Source organism: Streptomyces sp. LN549 (assembly GCF_043203805.1).
Taxonomy (GTDB): domain Bacteria; phylum Actinomycetota; class Actinomycetes; order Streptomycetales; family Streptomycetaceae; genus Streptomyces.
The window spans coordinates 278,132-297,430 of record NZ_JAZHRI010000002.1 but is presented as its reverse complement, the minus strand read 5'-3'; the positions used below and the strand labels follow the sequence as shown (position 1 = coordinate 297,430).

General features: G+C 70.8%; 15 protein-coding genes and 1 pseudogene. 8 read left to right on the top strand and 8 right to left on the bottom strand.

What is annotated here, in order from left to right; translation table 11 throughout:
* Positions 1–14: 14 nt before the first annotated feature.
* Positions 15–692 (bottom strand): ArsR/SmtB family transcription factor, encoded by a 678-nt coding sequence (locus SH922_RS01410; RefSeq protein WP_393053616.1) that lies wholly within the window; start codon positions 690–692, stop codon positions 15–17.
* A 65-nt stretch (positions 693–757) separates the two neighbouring features.
* On the opposite strand from SH922_RS01410, the gene SH922_RS01405 reads away from it, so the two are divergent.
* Entirely contained in the window at positions 758–1,606 is an 849-nt protein-coding gene (locus SH922_RS01405; protein WP_393053614.1) for an isocitrate lyase/phosphoenolpyruvate mutase family protein, read from the top strand.
* A gap of 106 nt (positions 1,607–1,712) precedes the next feature.
* Here the strand turns inward: SH922_RS01405 and SH922_RS01400 are convergent, their stop codons facing one another.
* On the bottom strand, positions 1,713–3,605 hold the full coding sequence (locus tag SH922_RS01400) for an ABC transporter ATP-binding protein (RefSeq protein WP_393053611.1): 1,893 nt from the start codon (positions 3,603–3,605) through the stop codon (positions 1,713–1,715).
* A 279-nt stretch (positions 3,606–3,884) separates the two neighbouring features.
* Between SH922_RS01400 and SH922_RS01395 the strand changes: the two genes are divergently transcribed.
* The 4 genes from SH922_RS01395 to SH922_RS01380 all read left to right on the top strand — a co-directional run bounded on the left by SH922_RS01395 (position 3,885) and on the right by SH922_RS01380 (position 7,177).
* On the top strand, positions 3,885–4,046 hold the full coding sequence (locus SH922_RS01395) for a hypothetical protein (RefSeq protein ID WP_326733509.1): 162 nt from the start codon (positions 3,885–3,887) through the stop codon (positions 4,044–4,046).
* 243 nt (positions 4,047–4,289) lie between these two features.
* On the top strand, positions 4,290–6,107 hold the full coding sequence (locus tag SH922_RS01390; RefSeq protein ID WP_393063432.1) for a SpoIIE family protein phosphatase: 1,818 nt from the start codon (positions 4,290–4,292) through the stop codon (positions 6,105–6,107).
* A gap of 148 nt (positions 6,108–6,255) precedes the next feature.
* On the top strand, positions 6,256–6,933 hold the full coding sequence (locus tag SH922_RS01385; RefSeq protein ID WP_393053608.1) for a TNT domain-containing protein: 678 nt from the start codon (positions 6,256–6,258) through the stop codon (positions 6,931–6,933).
* A gap of 7 nt (positions 6,934–6,940) precedes the next feature.
* Positions 6,941–7,177 carry a hypothetical protein gene (locus SH922_RS01380; RefSeq protein ID WP_393053605.1) on the top strand — a complete coding sequence of 79 codons (237 nt, stop codon included), beginning with the start codon at positions 6,941–6,943 and terminating at the stop codon, positions 7,175–7,177.
* A gap of 130 nt (positions 7,178–7,307) precedes the next feature.
* Here SH922_RS01380 and SH922_RS01375 read toward each other — a convergent pair.
* Positions 7,308–7,592, bottom strand: a pseudogene (locus SH922_RS01375) (amino acid permease); the annotation flags it as partial.
* A 327-nt stretch (positions 7,593–7,919) separates the two neighbouring features.
* Here SH922_RS01375 and SH922_RS01370 point away from each other — a divergent pair.
* Complete coding sequence (locus SH922_RS01370) at positions 7,920–10,313, top strand: glycoside hydrolase family 9 protein (protein WP_393053602.1); 2,394 nt, start codon at positions 7,920–7,922, stop codon at positions 10,311–10,313.
* Between the two features lie 61 nt (positions 10,314–10,374).
* Here SH922_RS01370 and SH922_RS01365 read toward each other — a convergent pair whose 3' ends face one another.
* From SH922_RS01365 to SH922_RS01345, 5 genes are all read right to left on the bottom strand, one after another.
* Positions 10,375–11,340 carry an ABC transporter substrate-binding protein gene (locus SH922_RS01365; RefSeq protein ID WP_393053599.1) on the bottom strand — a complete coding sequence of 322 codons (966 nt, stop codon included), beginning with the start codon at positions 11,338–11,340 and terminating at the stop codon, positions 10,375–10,377.
* Between the two features lies 1 nt (position 11,341).
* Positions 11,342–13,294 carry an ABC transporter permease subunit gene (locus SH922_RS01360; protein WP_393053597.1) on the bottom strand — a complete coding sequence of 651 codons (1,953 nt, stop codon included), beginning with the start codon at positions 13,292–13,294 and terminating at the stop codon, positions 11,342–11,344.
* 97 nt (positions 13,295–13,391) lie between these two features.
* A complete protein-coding gene (locus SH922_RS01355; protein WP_393053594.1) occupies positions 13,392–14,441 on the bottom strand; it encodes a glycine betaine/L-proline ABC transporter ATP-binding protein in 1,050 nt (349 codons plus the stop codon).
* Positions 14,441–15,979, bottom strand: a complete 1,539-nt coding sequence (locus tag SH922_RS01350; protein ID WP_393053591.1) for a GMC family oxidoreductase — start codon at positions 15,977–15,979, stop codon at positions 14,441–14,443. Before SH922_RS01350 ends, SH922_RS01355 begins: the two co-directional genes overlap by 1 nt.
* Before the next feature lie 16 nt (positions 15,980–15,995).
* Entirely contained in the window at positions 15,996–17,507 is a 1,512-nt protein-coding gene (locus tag SH922_RS01345) for an aldehyde dehydrogenase family protein (RefSeq protein ID WP_393053589.1), read from the bottom strand.
* A gap of 413 nt (positions 17,508–17,920) precedes the next feature.
* On the opposite strand from SH922_RS01345, the gene SH922_RS01340 reads away from it, so the two are divergent.
* Positions 17,921–18,136 (top strand): hypothetical protein, encoded by a 216-nt coding sequence (locus tag SH922_RS01340; RefSeq protein WP_393053586.1) that lies wholly within the window; start codon positions 17,921–17,923, stop codon positions 18,134–18,136.
* Positions 18,137–18,343: 207 nt separating this feature from the next.
* The gene (locus SH922_RS01335) at positions 18,344–19,213 is read left to right on the top strand and encodes a glutamate racemase (RefSeq protein ID WP_393053584.1); all 870 of its coding nucleotides are present in this window, start codon (positions 18,344–18,346) and stop codon (positions 19,211–19,213) included.
* Positions 19,214–19,299 lie beyond the last annotated feature (86 nt).

Here is a 19,299-nt window from a genome sequence, read left to right as displayed (position 1 = left end):
TGCTTCACGCGACTTCACGCGACCTCCGTTCCCAACAGCTCCCGGAAGGCCCCGGCCCCCACCGCCGTCACCTTCACCGCTCGTCCGGAGCCGATCCGCCGCACCCACTGCCTCTCCAGCGCGGTTGCGCACAGGGCCGCTCCCACCGCCCCGGCCAGATGTGACCGGCGCTCGGTCCAGTCCAGGCAACTCCGCACCAGGGGCCGGCGCGCGGCCGCGGGGTGCCGGTAGTCCAGGGCGTCGGCCAGCCAGGCCACGCCTGCCGGAGTGACGGCCAGCCCGGCGACGTCGGAGACCAGACCCCGGGAGACCATGGCATCAGCCAGGGTCACCCCCAGTTCACCGGCGAGGTGGTCGTAGCAGGTCCTGGCGCGCGCCTCGGCACCTGCCTGCACCGATTGGCGCAGGTTCCGCGGGCGGGGGGTGCCGGGGGCGAATGAGGCGACGGCCTCGATCAGGGCGGCCGCCTCCGGGCCGGCCAGCCGCACATAGCGGTGCCGGCCCTGTCGCTCCTCGGCCAGGAGACCGCCCTCGATGAGACGGGAGAGCTGCTCGCTCGCGGTGGACGCGCTGACCCCGGCGCTCCGGGCCAGCTCGCCCGCGGTCCAGGCGCGGCCGTCGAGCAGGGCCTGACAGAAGGTGGCCCGGGTGTGGTCGGCGAGCAGCGCGGCGGTCTCGGAGAGTGAGGACATGCAGCCATGATGCCGCGGCGACGGTTCGGGCTGTGCCGAACCGTGCCGGCCCTAGCGTCGGAGCCATGACGCACACGATGGATGAGTTCGATCCCCTCGAGGACGTACGGTCGACGCCTGCCGACCCGGCCCTCACCCCGTTCGCCCGCCTGCACCGCCGGACCGGCCCACTACTGCTCCCCAACGCCTGGGACTACGCCTCCGCCGCAGCACTGGCAGCCGAGGGCTTTGCTGCCGTGGGCACCACGAGCCTGGGCGTCGCCGCTGCCGCCGGCCTGCCGGACGGGGCGGGCGCTACGTTCGAGGCGACCTTGGCGCTGGCCCGCCGCCTGGGAGAGGGCCGTTTCCTGTTCACCGTCGACGCCGAAGGCGGGTTCAGCGACGACGCGGAGGAAGTGGCGGAGCTGGCCCGGAGCTTGTACGAGGCGGGCGCGGCCGGCATCAACCTCGAGGACGGCCGCGCGGACGGCACGCTCGCACCGATGGGGGTGCACGCGGCGAAGATCACCGCGGTCAAACGCGCGGTGCCTGCGCTGTTCGTCAACGCACGTACCGACACCCACTGGGTGGCCCGCCAGGAGGACGAGACCGCGACGCGCCTCGCCCTGTACGAACAGTCCGGCGCCGATGGGGTGTTCGTGCCGGGGTTGTCGGATCCGGACGGCATCGCCGAGCTGACCGCGGCGCTCGTCGTGCCGCTGAACATCCTGTACACACCGACCGGCCCCACCCTCCGCGAACTGACCGCGCTGGGTGTGCGCAGGGTCAGCCTCGGCTCGCTGCTCTACCGAAGGGCGCTCGCGGCGGCCGTGACCACGGCGACCGCCATCCGGGACGGACGGCCGGCGGATCCGAGTGCCCCGTCCTATGCCGAGGTTCAGGCACTGGCACGCGGCGGGCGCGGGCCCGTGTGACGTCGTCAGTCCCTTCGCCATGCGATCCGACTGCCCGGAAGGTACGGTGCCCGGACCGGCACGGAGGAGGGCGATCAGGGAGCCCGTGACGCGACGTCCGGCCCGCTCAGACGGACTCCGAATGCGCCCCTTCGGGCTCCGGCGACGCGAACTGCGTCCGGTAAAGCTCCTCGTACCGGCCACCCTCGGCCAGCAGCTCGGTGTGGGTTCCGCGCTCGACCACCCGGCCCTCCTCCACGACGAGGATCAGGTCGGCCGCCCGCACGGTCGACAGCCGGTGCGCGATCACCACAGCGGTGCGCCCCTCCAGCGCCTCGGCCAGGGCCTCCTGCACCGCTGCCTCCGACGTGGAGTCGAGGTGGGCGGTCGCCTCGTCAAGGATGACCACGCGCTGGCGTGCCAGCAGCAGCCGGGCGATCGTCAGCCGCTGGCGCTCACCACCGGAGAGCCGGTATCCGCGCTCGCCCACCACCGTGTCGAGCCCGTCGGGCAGCGAGGCCACAAGACCGTCGAGGCGGGAGCGCCGCAGCGCGTCCCAGATGTCGTCCTCGGTGGCCCCGGGCCTGGCCAGGGTCAGATTGGCACGGACCGACTCATGGAAGAGGTGCCCGTCCTGGGTGACCATCCCGAGCGTCTCGCGGATCGACTCAGCCGTCAGGTCGCGGACGTCGATCCCGCTCAGCCGTACGGCACCCGAGTCGGCGTCGTACAGCCGGGGGAGCAGCTGCGCGATCGTCGACTTGCCCGCGCCGGACGAGCCGACCAGGGCGATCATCCGGCCGGGTTCGGCACGGAAGGACACCTCGTGCAGGACCTCCGTACCGCCGCGGGTGTCGAGCGTCGCGACCTCTTCGAGCGAGGCGAGCGAGACCTTGTCGGCCGACGGATAGCCGAAGGAGACACGGTCGAACTCCACCGACACCGGCCCGTCCGGCACCCTGCGCGCATCCGGCTTCTCGGCGATCAGCGGCTTCAGATCGAGGATCTCGAAGACCCGCTCGAAGCTCACCAGCGCGCTCATCACCTCGACCCGGGCACCGGCCAGCGCCGTCAGCGGGGCGTAGAGCCGGGTCAGCAGAAGAGCCAGGGCGACGACGGCGCCGGGTTCCAGGCTGCCGTGCAGCGCGTAGTAGCCGCCGAGTCCGTAGACGAGCGCCAGCGCCAGCGCGGAAACCAGGGTGAGCGCCGTGATGAACGTGGACTGCGCCATGGCCGTACGGATGCCGATGTCACGGACCCGGCTCGCACGGGCGGCGAACTCGGCGGACTCGTCATCGGGGCGGCCGAACAGCTTGACGAGTGTGGCTCCGGGGGCGGAGAAGCGCTCGGTCATCTGCGTGCCCATGGCCGCGTTGTGAGCGGCAGCCTCACGCTGCAGCCGCGCCATGCGGGAGCCCATCCGGCGGGCCGGCACGACGAACACCGGCAGCAGGACGAGCGCGAGCAGGGTGATCTGCCAGGAGATGGTCAGCATCACCGTAAGAGTCAGCAGCAGGGTCACCAGGTTGGAGACCACCCCGGACAGGGTGTTGCTGAACGCCCGCTGCGCCCCGATCACGTCGTTGTTGAGCCGGCTCACCAGGGCGCCGGTACGGGTCCGGGTGAAGAAGGCCACCGGCATCCGCTGGACATGGTCGAAGACGGCCGTACGCAGGTCCAGGATCAGGCCCTCACCGAGCGTGGCCGACAGCAGACGGGTCAGCAGGCCGAGCCCCGCCTCGGCCACCGCGATCACGGCGATCAACAGCGCGAGCCGCGTGACGGTGCCGTTCTCCTTGCCCTGGACGATCGTGTCGACCACCTTGCCGGCCAGTACCGGCGTGGCCACGGCCAGCAGAGCCATGACGACGCTCAGCAGCAGGAAGCGGTAGAGCTCACGACGGCGTGGCCGGGCGAAGGAGGCGATCCGGCGCACGGTGGCCCGGGAGAAGGGTCTGCGGTCCTGTTGGGCGTTCATCGCGCTGTGCAGCGATGACCAAGCGGTGACTTCCATACTCATGCGGTGCCTCCGGGGTGCAAAAAAGCCTGCGTGCCTCCCGGACACGGACCGGGGCGCAGAGAGAACGCTATGACCTCAAGCGCACTTGAGGTCAACGGATTCCTCCGTGAGGGCGGGGAAAGTGCGGTCCGGAAGACCGAATAGTGCGACAAGAGCGCAGGTCGGCCGCTTGGACGCCCAATCCTCGGTGCCGTCTGCGGCAGCGTATGCGGACCACGTAGAATCGGCCCCTGTTTCCGGCCGAACGATGGCAAACACAACCGATTGAGGCAGTGCGACGTGAGTTTCACAGACAGTACCGATGCACCGATCTACGCCGGACTCGTGGAAGAGCACGGGGATGTGCCGGCCGAGGTGCGCCGGGTGGCTGAGGAGACGCTGCGCGAGGCCGACCGGGCCATCGACTTCAGTGACGTGCGCAGGGCGGCCGCCTACCGGTAGCAGCCGGGGACCGGTCTCGTGGGGGCGTATCCACCCCGGCGGCGGGCGGTGGGTCGCGGCGACCGAGGTACCCCCTTCGAAGCCGCGATCGCGCCCCGGCCGGTGTCCTGATCGCCCGCCTCACAGTGGGGCGCAGCACCGTGCGCCCCACTGCCGTCACGACGTCTCGCACTGCGGACCGGGCTCTCCCGTCGGAGCATGGAACGAACAGTCGCCGACGACATCGGGACGAAGGGATGCCGGATGGGTGGTGAACGGCATGAGCCGCCACCGGACGGATTCGAGGCGGAGCGGGACCAGATCGACGCCCTGAACCACTGGGAGGCGCCCCGCCCCGGCCCCCCGGACCCGCAGGTACCGGCCGACGGCACGGGGGACGAGGGCAGGCGCCGCGACTCCCGGCTGCTCTCCGCCGGGCATGCCCTGGCCGAGGCGGACTCCCTCGAAGAGGCGCTGAAGCTGGTGGCCGCCCTGTACACCCCCGACTTCACGCTGGACGGCCAGTGTGTGTTCGGTATCGGCGAGGGAACCCTGACTGCCCTCGGGCAGTACGGCTTCCGGCCGGGGGGAGCCGACCAGGGGTTCCGGATGCCGATGACGACCGGATATCCGGCCGCCGAGGTGGCCAGAACCGGGCGAGCCGTCTACCTCGCCTCCCAGGCGGAGTACCGTCGCCGTTTCCCGGCGACCTGGCACATGTCCGCCCGCAAGAACCGCGAGGCGTGGGCCTTCGTGCCACTCGTGACCGCCGGACGGATCACCGGAGTCTGGCTGACCGCCTTCCGCGCACCCGTGGCGTTCACGGCTGCCGAGCGTGCCCTGCTGACCACGACGGGGCGGATGATCGCCCAGGTGCTCGAACGGGCCCGGGCCAGCAGAGCCGAGCTGGAGCTCTCCCGCGGCCTGCGCCGCAGCATGCGCACCGACGGCCCGGCCCTGACCGGGCTGAGTGTGGCGACGCGCTACGTGCCGACCGGGGGAGGCCTCATGGTCGGCGGGGACTGGTACGACAGCATCGACCTGCCCAACGGCCGCCTCGCCCTGGTCATCGGCGACGTCCAGGGGCACGATGTGCACGCAGCGGGGCTGATGGCCCAGCTGCGTACCGCCGTGCACGCCTACGCCGCGGAAGGGCACGGGCCGGATGCCGTACTGGCGCGGGCCTCGCGCTTCCTGACCACCCTCGACGAGGACCGGTTCGCCACCTGCCTCTACATCGAGGCCGATCCGTCCACGGGCGACCTGCACATCGCGCGGGCCGGACATCCGCACCCGGTCCTGCGCACTCCGGACGGCACCTGTCTGATCAAGCACATCAGCGGCGGACTGCCGCTGGGACTGATGCCCGGCGAGGAGGACTACCCCGTCGACATCGTCCGCCTGCACGACGACGAGATCCTGATGCTGTGCACGGACGGGCTGATCGAGAACGGCGGCCACGACATGTACACCGGCTGGGTCCGGGTACGTGACGCGTTCTCGCCCGGCCCCGTAGAGGACCTCGAAGGGATGGCCGACCGGCTCATGGGGGCCGTGCTCAGCCCCGAACCCGGGGACCGGGAGGGCGACACCGCGCGCGACGGTGACGACATCGCCCTCCTGCTCCTGCGCCGGGACCCCGGACAGGTGCGAGCGGAAGTCAGCCGGCGCCGGCTGATGCTGACCGTGGGCCAGGACCAGGGCGAGGGACTCTCCGAGGCCCGGGCCGAACTGAAGGCGCTGCTGCACGACTGGGCGCGGCCGGACCAGGTGGACACCGCGGTGCTCCTGGCCACCGAACTCCTCGGCAACGTACTCGTCCACACCGACCAGGACGGCGCCCTCAACGCGTACGTCACCGGCGAGACCGGCCATCGCCGACTGCTCGTCGAGGTCATGGACCGCGGCGACGAACTGCCCCACCAGCGGACCCCCGGCGAGCTCGCCTCGTCGGGCCGCGGTCTGATGCTGCTCGACATCCTGGCCGACCAGTGGGGCGTGCGCCCCGAACCCGAGGGCAAGACAGCCTGGTTCGCGCTCGCCGAAGCGCCGGCGGATCCCGGCGACACCGTCACGGGCTGACCTCGGCCCGTGCGGCGACACCGCCGCAGCCCGGCAACTCCCCGCCCTCCCGGGGGAACACGACGGCACGGCGTGAAGCCTCAGGGTGATCATGTGGATACCCTGGGTCACCTCCCGTTTGATCGTCAGTACCCGAGGGGACCCCTGAATGCACCGCATGCGCACCGTACTTGCCGCACTCGGCATCACTGCCGGGCTGATCACGGCCCCCGCGGCCTCCGCCTCCGCGAAGCCGGAGAGCCCGAAGGCCGACACCACGGCCATGCACGAGCCCTGCACCGGCGAGTTCCACGACGACGCGCGGCTCGGCCCGAAGTGGCTGCCGAACAGGAACCTGGCCCCGGTCGGCCCGCTTCTCAAGGGCTACAAGCGCACCGGCGCCCTGTCCCCGCAGGCCTTCCTGAAGAAGTACTGGGAAGGGCCCGCCGACTCCGGCAGCTGGAAGTACCCGCCCAACGACGGTTTCGGCGAGGTCAACGGCGAGATCGACAAGGAGCCCACGAAACTGCGCCCCGGCCAGCGCCTGGACCGCTTCGGCTCGGAGTTCGGCGGCTACCTGGCCCCGGCCGGTGACGCGTACGCGGAGCGCGCACTGCCCCCACAGAACCTCAACACCCGTGACGCGGCCGTCGCCTGCGACTACCGCGTCTACAAGGTCGCCAAGCCGTTCTGGGTGTGGCAGGGCAGCATCGCCCCGTGGTTCGAGCAGCCCGGCGGAGGCCAGCAGATCAAGCTCGACGCCGTCTTCCTCGACCCGGGCCAGGGCCAGCGCCTGAACGTCAAGTGGCTGCTGGAGCACGACTACCTCACCCCCGCGGGCGCGTAACCCCGACGTGGACCGCCGGGAACTGCGGGGCGCGCTGAGCGCCGCGGGCGTGGCCGATGGCTACTACCGCATCGAGGGGGTCCACGAACCGGCCCCCACCCCCACCGACTTCCTCTTCCTGCGGCGGGCAGCCGACGGGGAGTGGGAGACCGGTGCGTACGAACGGGGCAGGTACGAGGTGATCGCCCGTCACCCGGACGAAGCAGTGGCGTGCGCACACCTCTTCCAACTGCTCGTTCCGTAAGCCGGCAAGGGGCCGCACCGCGCAGGCTGACCTGACGTACCCCGTCGGGTCAGCCAGGGCGGCCGGGCCAGGAAGCCGGCCAGGGCGTCGCGCCCGTCCTCCGGCACGACGCCCGCCACCCGGCTCAGCGGAGCGTCATCGCGAACTGGCACCACACCGCCAGGAAGCCGAGCGGCTTGGAGAGCCCCTCGCTCACCCAGCGGTACACACCGCCCGGCCAGCCCGACGCCGGCTCGGCCGAGACCAGTGCGGTGGGCAGCAGGAACACGATCGCGGGGATGAGGCAGAGGAAGACACAGGCCAGTCCGTAGACGGCCATCGTGGGCGCCGCCCGGAGGCTCGCCACCGACGCCGTCGTCATCAGGGCCGGCGTCAGCCAGCTGAGTCTCGGTGCAGCCGGCCGGGCCCTGGCCATGGGCCGCACCGATTCCTTCGGCAGTTCAGCCGGCATCTACATCGCGCTCATGCATACCTCCGGTCGCAACGCCACAGGTGCGGGGCGTTCAGGCCGCCAGCCTCCGGCGAACGGCCCCGGTTCGCGCGCGGGGTCACCCGGACGGGGGGTTGCGCCACCGCTGCCGGCTGGAGCCCGCGCATCCCTGAGAGCCGTTGCGTGATGTGTTCCTGCCAGAACTATTGACAGGCTCCCTCGGTAGCTGGCTTCATGAGCAACGCCTATGGGAGCGCTCCCATGCAGGTTGCGGTTCCGCGCCCCCACCGACGTACGGAAGGGAATGTTCCGTTGCGCTCGCTCACTCTCCCCACCCTGCGAAGGCGACACCGACGGGCCGGCGGCGGCCCGCCCGCACAGCGGTCCGCCCGTCCCGGTGCCATCGCGCTGGCGCTCGCTCTCGGCGCCGGTCTGCTGCTTCCGCTGTCGCTGTCCGGCAACGCGGCCGCCGCACCGGCCTTCGACTACGGTGAGGCGCTGCAGAAGTCGGTTCTGTTCTACGAGGCGCAGCAGTCCGGCACACTCCCCGACAGCAACCGGGTCGGCTGGCGCGGTGACTCGGCCCTCGACGACGGCAAGGACGTCGGTCTGGATCTGACGGGCGGCTGGTACGACGCCGGCGACCACGTCAAGTTCGGCCTGCCGATGGCCTTCTCCACCACCATGCTCGCCTGGGGAGGTGTCGAGCAGGAGGACGCGTACGCAGCCTCGGGCCAGCTTCCGTACCTGAGGAACAACCTTCGTTTCGTCAACGACTACTTCCTCAAGGCGCACCCGTCACCCAACGTCCTCTACGGGCAGGTGGGCAACGGCGGGGACGACCACAAGTGGTGGGGACCGGCCGAGGTGATGCCGATGAAGCGGCCCGCCTACAAGATCGATACATCCTGTCCCGGTACCGACCTGGCCGGCCAGACGGCCGCGGCCATGGCCTCGTCGTCGATGGTGTTCGCCGGAAGCGACCCGGCGTACGCCGCGAAGCTGATCACCCACGCGAAGCAGCTGTACACCTTCGCCGACACCTACCGCGGCAAGTACAGCGACTGCATCACCGACGCGCAGGCGTACTACAACTCCTGGAGCGGGTACAACGACGAACTCGTCTGGGGTGCGATCTGGCTGTACAAGGCCACCGGTGACGCCTCGTACCTCGCCAAGGCCGAGTCGTACTACGACAACCTCTCGACCGAGCCGCAGAGCACCACACGGTCCTACCGCTGGACGCTCTCCTGGGACGACAGTTCCTACGGGGCGTATGTGCTGCTCGCGCAATTGACGGGGAAGCAGAAGTACGTCGACGACGCGAACCGCTGGCTGGACTGGTGGACGGTCGGCGTCAACGGGCAGCGGGTGGCCTACTCACCAGGCGGCCAGGCCGTGCTGGACAGTTGGGGATCGCTGCGGTATGCGGCGAACACCGCTTATGTGGCGCTGAGTTACTCCGACTGGCTGACCGCGGACGCCACCCGCAAGGCCCGATACCACGACTTCGCGGTCCGGCAGATCGACTACGCGCTCGGCGACAACCCGCGCAAGTCGAGTTACGTGGTCGGCTTCGGCAGCAACCCGCCGACCAAGCCGCACCACCGCACCGCCCACGGCTCGTGGACCGACCAGATCAACAGCCCCGTGGAGAGCCGGCACACGCTGTACGGAGCGCTGGTCGGCGGGCCCAGCGCGGCGGACGACACGTACACCGACGACCGGTCCAACTACGTGAGCAACGAGGTCGCCACCGACTACAACGCGGCCTTCACCGGGGCTCTGGCCCGGCTCTACGGCGAGTACGGCGGCGCCCCGCTCGCGGACTTCCCGCAGCAGGAGACACCGGACGTGCCCGAGATGTCCGTCCAGGCGTCGGTCAACGCGGCGGGCAGCAACTTCACCGAGATCAAGGCCTATGTGGTGAACCGGTCCGCGTGGCCGGCACGCGCCCTCACCGACGCGTTCGTTCGCTACTACTTCACCCTGGAGCCCGGGGTCACGCCCGAACAGATCAGCTTCACCACCAACTACAACCAGTGCGGTCAGGTGACCGGCCCCACGCACGAGGCGGGCGACGTCTACTACGTGACCGTGGACTGCTCCGGTACGGACATCGCACCGTCCGGCCAGTCCGCGTACCGCAAGGAGGTGCAGTTCCGGATCACCTCGGCCGGGGTCTGGGATCCGTCGAACGACTGGTCCTACCCGTCGACGGCCACGACCCCCGGCACCACGCCGGTGGACGCGCCGCACATGGTGCTGCTGGAAGGCGCGGCGCCGCAGTGGGGGACCGCGCCGGACGGCACGGACCCGACGCCCGACCCCGATCCGACCACGACACCCGACCCGACGCCGACGCCCGACCCCACGGGGACGCCCGGCCCGGCCGGATCCTGCGCCGTCACGTACCGGGTCAGCCAGTCCTGGGGCAGCGGATTCACGGCCGACGTCGCGGTACGGAACACCGGGAAGGCCCCGGTAGACGGCTGGCAGCTGGGCTTCGCCTTCGGCGGGGCCGAGACGGTCACCAACGCCTGGAACGCGACCGCGACCCAGACCGGCTCCCGCGTCACGGTGAAGAACGCCGGGCACAACGCGGTCATACCGGCGGGCGGCACCGTCTCCTTCGGGTTCCAGGCCACCGGTGCGCCCACACAGGATCCGGCCTCCTTCACCCTCAGCGGGAGCGAGTGCGACTGATCCACGAAGGGGGCTGTCCCGGCGCGGCCGGGACAGCCCCCTCAGGCCGGCCGCCGAGGGCTCACCCGGGGATCCAGGCCCGCCACTTCTTCTCGTTCCCGGCCACCCACTTCTCGGCCGCGTCCTGCGGCGACATCTTCTGATCGGCGATCATCATGGCGACCTCGTTCTGGTCCGCCGTGTCCCACGAGAAGTTCTTGAGGAACGAGGCCGCCTTGCCGCCGGTGCCGGCGAAGCGCGCGTTGAGGTACTTCTTCAGCGGCGTGTGCGGATAGGCGCATGCCACCTTCTCCGGCTCGGCGTCGCAGCCCTCCTTGTACGCCGGGAGCTTCACCTCCGTCATCGGCACCTGCTCGAACAGCCACTGCGGCTTGTACCAGTAGGTGAGGAACGGCTTCCTCCCCTTGGCGAACTGCTTGATCTGGGTGATCTGCGCCGCCTCGGACCCCGAGAACACGACCTGGTAGTCCAGGCCGAGATTCTGTACGAGTGCCTTGTCATTGGTGACATACGACGGCGAGCCGTCCAGCAGTTGGCCCTTGCCACCGCTCTCGGCCGTGCGGAAGCTGTCGGCGTACTTGTCGAGGTTGCGCCAGTCGGTGACATCGGGATGCGCCTTCGCGAAGTACGTCGGCACGAACCAGCCGATGTGGCCGGTCACCCCGAGCTCACCGCCGGACCGAATGGTCTTCTTGTCCCGGACGTACCGGGCCTCCTGGTCCGGGTGGCCCCAGTCCTCCAGGATCGCGTCCACCCGGCCCTGGCTGAGGGCGTCCCAGGCCGGCACCTCGTCGATCTGCACGGTGTCGACCCGGTAGCCCAGCTCGTGTTCGAGGAGGTACTCGGCCACGGCGACATTGGCCTGGGCACCCACCCACGACTGCACGGACAGGGTCACGGTCCCAGCCCCCCGCGCGTTGGCGAACGGGGAGGCCTGTTGTGTCATGTCCGCCGCGCCGCAGCCGGCCACGGCGACCAGGACCGTGGCGGATGCGAGCGTGACGAGAGGAGTACGCGTACGAGCCATGTCAGGCCCCCTTTCCGGAGCGGCGCCGGGTCGGCTGGGTGACCCGGTCGAGCATCAGGCCGAGGAGGACGATCGCACCGCCGGCCACCAGACCGGTCGCCAGGTCTCCCTGGGCGAGACCGAACACGGCGGCGTAGCCGAGCGAACCTCCGCCGACGAGGCCGCCGATCACCACGACGGCCAGGACCAGGACGACGCCCTGGTTGACGGCGAGGAGCAGCGCCGGGCGGGCCAGCGGCAGCTGGACCTTGAGCAGTTGCTGGATGCCCGTCGCTCCGAGCGAGCGGGAGGACTCCATGGTGACGGCGTCGACGCCGTTCATGCCCTGTGTGGTGATCCGTACGACGGCGGGCAGCGCGTAGACGACGGCAGCGGCCACCGCCGGTGCGCGGCCGACGCCGAACAGGGCGACGACCGGGATGAGATAGACGAACTGCGGCATCGTCTGGAACACGTCCAGCACCGGCCGAAGCAGCCGTTCCACCCGTTCACTGCGGGAGGCGGCGATCCCGACGGCGAAACCGGCCACCAGGGTCACCGCGACACCGGCCAGCACCTGGGACAGCGTGTCGAGCGCCGGGTCCCAGACCCCGAGGACACCGATGGCGGCCATCGCGAGGACAGCGGTCAGCATGGTGCGCCAGGTGCCGATCAGCAGGGCGAGCACGGCGATCAGCAGGAGCACAGCCCACCAGGGCAGCCACTGCAGTCCGTCGCGCACCGGGTCCAGGACCCAGGTGGTGAACCGGCCGGCCCAGTCCGCCGTGCCCCCGATCACGGGCACACCGGAGTACAGGTGGTCGGTCATCCAGCCGACGGCCGTGTTGACGGGACGGGCGATGTCGGCCGTCCATCCGTCCGGCCAGCCCGTCCCGGAGACCAGACGGGCCACGACGGCGGCAGCAACGGTGCCGGCCGCGGCGACGGCCAAGCCGAACCGGGCGGAGCCGGCGCGGGGCGCCGCGCCCAGGCGGTGGCCGGCTGCTGCGGTGACCCGGTCGAGCACCACGGCGAGCAGGACGATCGGGATCCCGGCCGCGAGCGCGGCGCCCACGTCGACGGAGGCGAGCGCCTGGTAGACGCGGTCACCGAGCCCGCCGGCGCCGATCACCGAGGCGATCACGGCCATCGACAGAGCCATCATGATCGTCTGGTTGAGACCGAGCAGCAGCTCCCTGCGGGCCAGCGGAAGACGGGCGGTGAGCAGCCGCTGCCGTCCCGTGGCACCGAGCGAGGCAGCCGCCTCCAGCACTCCCGCGTCGGCGTCGCGCAGCCCGAGCGCCGTCAGCCGGGCCATCGCAGGCGCCGCGTAGACGACGGTCGCGAGGACGGCGGCGGGGACACCGATGCCGAACACGAGCACCACCGGCAGCAGATACGCGAAGGCCGGCATGACCTGCATGGTGTCGAGCAGCGGCCGCAGGATGCGGAAGACGCGGTCCGAGAGCCCCGCGGCGAGGCCGAGGACCGCCCCGAACACCACCGATGCCAGGACCGCGATGACCATCAGCGCAAGAGTCTGCATGGTGGGCACCCACATGCCGAGCGCGGCGCAGACGAGGAAGGCGACGACGGCGGTCAGCGCGAGCCTGACCCCCGCGACCCGCCAGGCGATCAGTCCGGCCGCCGCGGTGACACCGGCCCAGCCGGCGGCGAGCAGGACCAGGTAGACCCCGCGGACCGAGAGCACCACGGCGTTGCTGAGGTGCCCGAAGAAGTAGAGGAACAGTGGATGCGTGTCGCGGTTGTCGATGATCCAGTCGCTGACGTCACCGAGCGGTCCGGTGAGGTCCACGGTGAGCCGCGCAGGCCACGCACCGTGGCCGACGAGGACGGTGCCGATCACCAGCAGCACGGCAGCGCCGGCCAGCAGGAGCCCGGTGCGGTGCCGGGCGAGAGGGGCGGCCTGCCCGGCCGCGCCGAGCGGGGCAGCAGGCGTCGCGGTCGCTGTCATATCGCCCACCTCCCGCCGACGGTCTCCTCGGTGGCCTGGCGGTGGGCGACGCCTTCGTGCGTACGGCCCGGTGGTCCCGACGCGTTGTCCACTCGCATCACGCGGCCTCCTTCACGGACGGGACCCCGGCCACGACGCCGAGCAGGCACGCGTGGTCGACCACGCCCAGACAGCGCCCGTCCTCGACCACACGTGCCGTCTCCCCGGTGCGGACGACCGCCTCGATCGCCTCGGAGACGGTGGCTCCCGGGGCCAGCGCAGGACCGGAGACGCTCTCCGCACCGTCCGCGGGGCGCATGGCGGCCCGCACGGTCACCACCTGTTCGCGCGGCACGTCCCGTACGAAGTCGCGGACGTAGTCGTCGGCGGGCGAGCCCACGATCTCCTCCGGCGTGCCGAGCTGCACGATCCGGCCGTCGCGCATCAGTGCGATGCGGTCGCCGAGCTTCAGCGCCTCGTTCAGGTCATGGGTGATGAAGACCATCGTGCGGCCCTCCTCACGGTGCAGCCGCACGACCTCCTCCTGCATATCGCGGCGGATCAGCGGGTCGAGCGCGCTGAACGGCTCGTCGAACAGCAGCACTTCGGGGTCGACGGCGAGTGCGCGCGCCAGCCCGACCCGCTGCTGCTGACCGCCCGACAGCTGCCCGGGGCGGCGGCTCTCCAGCCCGTCGAGCCCGACCTTGGCGATGAACCCGGCCGCGCGGTCGCGGCGTTCGGACCGGCCCATGCCCTGGATCTCCAGGCCGTAGGCGACGTTGTCGAGGACCGAGCGGTGCGGCAGCAGACCGAAGTGCTGGAAGACCATGGCGGCCCGGTGGCGGCGCAGTTCGCGCAGCCGTCCGGTGTTCATCGACAGCACGTCCTCGCCGTCCATGGTGATCTCGCCGGAGGTCGGCTCGATGAGCCGGGTGAGGCAGCGTACGAGCGTGGACTTGCCCGAACCGGACAGCCCCATCACGACGAACACCTCGCCCTTGCGGACATCGAAGGAGACGTCACGCACGGCGGCGGTGCAGCCGGTGCGTGCGCGCAGCTCCGCGGCGTCGAGCGCACCGAGTTCGGCATCACCGGGCACGCGTTCGGCCTTCGGGCCGAACACCTTCCAGAGGTTGCGTACGGAGAAGACGTGCGGTGGCGTGTTCATCAGACATGACTCCCATGGGTGGCGCCGAGCAGATCCGCACATTTCTCGCCGACCATCAGGACTCCGATCATCGGGTTGACGGTCGTCATCGTCGGGAAGACCGACGCGTCGGCTATCCGGATGGCGTCGAGGCCCCGGACGCGCAGGTCCGGTGCGACCACGGCGAGCGCGTCGTCGGGCGCGCCCATGCGGCACGTTCCGGCCGGGTGATAGACGGTGTGCGCGACCTTGCGCGCGTATTCGCTCAGATCCTCGTCGGAGGTGACCTCCGGCCCCGGACAGACCTCACGCTTCAGCCAGCCGGCCAGCGGCTCCTGAGCGGCGATCTCCCGGGCGATCCTGATCCCGTCGACGAGGGTGCGTCCGTCGTAGTCGTCCGAATCGGTGAAGTAGCGGAAGTCCAGGGCCGGTTTGACATCCGGGTCGGGGCTCGTCAGGTAGAGCCTGCCGCGACTGCGGGGCTTGGGGATGTTCGGGGTCATCGACACCCCGTGCGGCGGGCGTTCGTAGCCGAGCCGCTCCGGATTGTCCGTGAACGGGATCTGGTAGAAGTGGAACATCAGGTCGGGTCCCGGACTGTCCGGATCCCGCCGGACGAAGAGCCCGGCGTCGCTGTCCATGGCGGAGTTCTCCGGGATCGGCCCGTGCGTCTCCCAGACGATGACCGACTCCGGGTGGTCGAGCAGGTTCTCGCCGACCCCCGGCAGGTCGTGCAGCACCGGAATGCCGAGCTTCTCCAGCTCCGCGCGGTGACCGACGCCGGAGTGCATCAGCAACCGAGGCGTGTCCACCGCGCCCGCGCACACCACCACTTCGCGCCGGGCCCGCACCACCCGCTCCTCGCCGTCCGGGGTCCGCACCCGCACACCGGTGGCCCGGCTGCCGTCGAACTCCAGGCGGAACGCCCAGGTCTCCAGGGCGATATGGAGGTTCGGCCGGTCGAGGAAGGGATGCAGATACGCGACCGAGGCCGAGGAGCGCTTGTTGTTCTCCGGGTGGTAGGCGAGGTCGAAGAACCCCACACCGTCCTGGAAGGCCTGCTTGTTGAAGCCCTCGACGCGCGGCACCCCGAGTGCCGACTGCGCCGCGTCGACGAAGTCGCGTGCGATGGCGTTCCGGTCGGCCTCGTCGACGGGGACGATGTTGTTGCGCAGCCGGTCGAAGTACGGGTCCATCGAAGAGGCGTCCCACCCCGCCGCACCGGCGGCCGCCCACTCGTCCCAGTCGGACGGCAGCGGCTTGAACGCGATCAGGGTGTTGTGGGACGAGCACCCGCCGAGTACCCGGGCCCTGCTGTGGCGGATGTACGAATTGCCGCGGGGCTGCTCGGTGGTGGGGTAGTCGTAGTCCAGGTCACCGCCGAGAAGACCCATCCAGCGGCGCAGGGTCAGCACGTCGTCGCGCCCCACGTCGCTCGGTCCGCCCTCGATGAGGGCGACGGTGACGTCGGGATTCTCGGTCAGCCGGGACGCGATCACCGAACCGGCGGTGCCGCCGCCGACGATGACGTAGTCGTACATGGTCATGTCGTTCTCCATCGCCTCTGCTCCCCGTTCAGCCCGCGAACCAGCGCACCGGGCGAGGGGCGAGGTTCTGGTAGATGTGCTTGGCCTCGCGGTACTCGGCCAGGCCCGTCGGGCCCAGCTCCCGGCCGATGCCGGACTTGCCGAACCCGCCCCACTCCGCCTGCGGAAGGTAGGGGTGGAAGTCGTTGATCCAGACCGTCCCGTGCCGCAGCCGTGCCGCCATCCGGCGCCCGCGGCCCGCGTCCGCCGTCCACACGCCGCCTGCCAGTCCGTACTCGGTGTCGTTGGCGAGAGCCACGGCCTCGTCCTCCGTACGGAAGGTCTCGACGGTCAGCACCGGGCCGAACACCTCCTCGCGCACGACGCGCATGGAGCGGTCACAGCGGTCCAGGACCGTCGGCCGGTAGAAGTAGCCGGCTCCCTCCGGACGCTCGCCGCCCGCCCGCAGCACCGCGCCCTCCTTGAGCGCGGAGGCGACGAACTCCTCGGTCCTGGCGAGCTGCGCGGCGGAGACGAGCGGACCGCACTCGACACCGTCGTCCGTGCCGCGGCCGATGCGGATCCTCTCCGCGCGCCGCGCGAGCTCGGCCACGAACCGTTCCCGCACCGACTCCTCGACGATCAGCCTGGATCCGGCCGAGCAGACCTGGCCGCTGTGGATGAACGCGGCGTTCAGTGCCTGGTCGACGGCGGTGTCGAAACCCGTCTCGGTGGCGCACGCGTCGGCGAACACCACGTTGGGGTTCTTGCCGCCGAGCTCCAGTGCGACCTTCTTGACCGTGTCCGCTGCGGCCCGCATCACCTTCGTACCGCTGGCGAGTCCACCGGTGAAGGACACCAGGTCGACATCGGGATGGTCCGCCAGCCGGGCGCCGACCGTGGCGCCCGCACCCGTCACGATGTTGGCCACACCGGGCGGCAGTCCCGCCTCGGCGAGCAGCGCGACCAGGGCGACGGTGGTGAGCGGGGTGATCTCACTGGGCTTGATCACGAAGGTGTTGCCGGCGGCGAGCGCCGGAGCGATCTTCCAACTCGCTTGGAGCAGTGGATAGTTCCACGGTGTGATGAGCCCGCAGACACCCACGGGTTCGTGCACCACGACGCTGTGGATCTCCTCGGATCCGGCGTCCACGACCCGTCCGCCGCTCTCGTTCATGACGAGGTCGGCGAAATAGCGGAAGGCGTCGCGCACGCAGTCCACGTCCACCCGGCCCTCGTCGAGGGTCTTGCCCGCGTCGCGGCACTCCAGCGCGCCGAGCCGCTCCCGGTCGCGCTCCAGCAGGTCCGCCACCCGCCTGAGCAGTGCGGCGCGCTCCGCGACGGGTGTGTGCGGCCAGGGCCCCGCGTCGAAGGCGGCCCTGGCGGCGGCGACCGCGGCGTCCGCGTCCACGACATCGCCCTCCGACACGACGGCGAAGGCGGTCGCGTCGACGGGGTCGAGGATCTCGCGCGTGGCGCCGGAGGCGGCCGCTCGCCACTCTCCCGCTACCTGGATGGTGTGTTGTGCCGACACGTCGTGTGCTGCCCTTTCGATGGCCATGGGTTCGACGCCGGGTGATTCCCGGCGGTCTGGCCATCTGCCCCGCAAGGGGGAAGGCATGCGCGGCGGCTGCCGGGAAGTGACCCGGCTCACGCGGACGGCGACGGGCCGTGGCGCGAGCGGCCGAACTGGGGCTCGGGGCCGACGGGTCCCCGAGCCCCTGTCCCGTACGGCAGCCGGTCTTCGACGAGGTCAGGGCTGCAGCGAGCGCCAGATCCGTCGGGCAGGATCCGTTCCGTCTCGGCGAGATCCATGTCGTACGTGGCGGCCGGACATCGGTACGCGGCCTCGGCGAACCAGAGGATTCTTCTGGGAAGCCACTCCGTGAAGCGGATGCCCAACGGGCAGTGCCATCGGAAGAGTGGCGTGTCTGTGGTTGGCTGAGGAGACGGTACGAAGGGGGAGTGCGGCACGTGGTGTTGAACGTGGACGGAGAGCGGTTCACCGTGACCCGCCGGGCGGGGAGTCGCGGGGTGTACGACTTCGACTGGGAATCCGGTCCGAACCCGGGGTACGGATTCACGGCGGCCGTTCATGGCGCCGCGGCCATGCGACGGGAGGAGCTCGAGGACGCCGCCCGGGGATTCTTGAAGCAGGTGGATCCGGCGACGGGTTACATCGGGGACTGAAGGGCCTGAAGGGGCGGAGGGGGCTGATAGGGAGGGGTCGAAGGGGCTGGGACCAGGACCCCCCACGCCCCGCCGGTCCGCCGGACAGGTCAGGCGCCGACCATGCGCACGCACCCGGCCGTGCTCTTTTGGACCGGAGAGTCGATCACGGCAGTCTCTCCTTCGCGCACCACCCGCGGTGAGAACAGGCTTGGTAGCTTGATCGTCATGACAGTGGCACTGATCGACTCCGGACTTGGTCTCCTCTCCACCGCCGGCTGGCTGCGGCACCTCTCCCCGGAACTCGATCTGTTGCTGCTCCTGGATCCGGAGGGTGCCCCCTGGGGGCCGAAGGGCACGTCCTTCATCACCGATCGTCTGGTCACCGCCGCTCGCACGGCGGTCGGGCAGGGCGCGGAGGCGATCGTCGTGCCTTGCAACACCGCGACCGTCACTGCGATCGACGCCCTGCGCCAGGAGTTCGAACCCCATGTGCCGGTGATCGGCACCGTTCCCGCAGTGAAGCCGGCCGCGGCCGGCGGCACGAGCGTCGCGGTCTGGGCGACTGTGCGGACCACGGCGAGTGATTATCAGGCCCGTTTGATCGCCGACTTCGCGAACGGCAAGCCCGTCGTGCGGATCGCCTGTCCCGGTCTGGCCGAAGCCATCGACCGCGGGGACCCGGCGGCCGTGTCGCAGGCGATCGCCGATGCCGCCGGGCGTACCCCGCAGCACTGCGACGCCGTGGTGCTGGGGTGCACGCACTACCCCCTGGTGGCACGGCAGATTCTGGAGCGGCTGCCTGCCGGCACCACCCTGTACGACAGTGCGGAGGCGGTCGCCCGGCAGACGTTGCGGCGTCTGGACCGGACCACGGAGCCGGACGGCGCGACGGGCGGAGTCGACGTGATCCTCAGCGGCAGCCGCGGAATCCTCCCGGCAAGTGCCCACGCCTCCTCCGTGGGCCGGGCGCTCGCCACCGGGACGCGCGTGTCCCGCGACGCCCTCATGCCCGAGGCAACCAGTCTTCCGATGCTGCTCGCTTCGGCCGGGCAGGGTTCGTTTCCGGAGGCCGCAGGCTCGCTTCCGGACCACTGACTCGCCGTGGACCTCAGCCGCGAACTCCCTGCTGGTGGCCCGGGCACGGGGCGATGCGTGTGTGCTGTGGCTGAGCGAATCGACGG

Bases quoted from the DNA above. Each gene is read 5' to 3' on its own strand.
- SH922_RS01410 (WP_393053616.1), bottom strand. From the start codon at position 692: ATGTCCTCACTCTCCGAGACCGCCGCGCTGCTCGCCGACCACACCCGG.
- SH922_RS01405 (WP_393053614.1), top strand. From the start codon at position 758: ATGACGCACACGATGGATGAGTTCGATCCCCTCGAGGACGTACGGTCG.
- SH922_RS01400 (WP_393053611.1), bottom strand. From the start codon at position 3,605: ATGAGTATGGAAGTCACCGCTTGGTCATCGCTGCACAGCGCGATGAAC.
- SH922_RS01390 (WP_393063432.1), top strand. From the start codon at position 4,290: ATGGGTGGTGAACGGCATGAGCCGCCACCGGACGGATTCGAGGCGGAG.
- SH922_RS01385 (WP_393053608.1), top strand. From the start codon at position 6,256: ATGCACCGCATGCGCACCGTACTTGCCGCACTCGGCATCACTGCCGGG.
- SH922_RS01365 (WP_393053599.1), bottom strand. From the start codon at position 11,340: ATGGCTCGTACGCGTACTCCTCTCGTCACGCTCGCATCCGCCACGGTC.
- SH922_RS01360 (WP_393053597.1), bottom strand. From the start codon at position 13,294: ATGACAGCGACCGCGACGCCTGCTGCCCCGCTCGGCGCGGCCGGGCAG.
- SH922_RS01355 (WP_393053594.1), bottom strand. From the start codon at position 14,441: ATGAACACGCCACCGCACGTCTTCTCCGTACGCAACCTCTGGAAGGTG.
- SH922_RS01350 (WP_393053591.1), bottom strand. From the start codon at position 15,979: ATGGAGAACGACATGACCATGTACGACTACGTCATCGTCGGCGGCGGC.
- SH922_RS01345 (WP_393053589.1), bottom strand. From the start codon at position 17,507: ATGGCCATCGAAAGGGCAGCACACGACGTGTCGGCACAACACACCATC.
- SH922_RS01335 (WP_393053584.1), top strand. From the start codon at position 18,344: ATGACAGTGGCACTGATCGACTCCGGACTTGGTCTCCTCTCCACCGCC.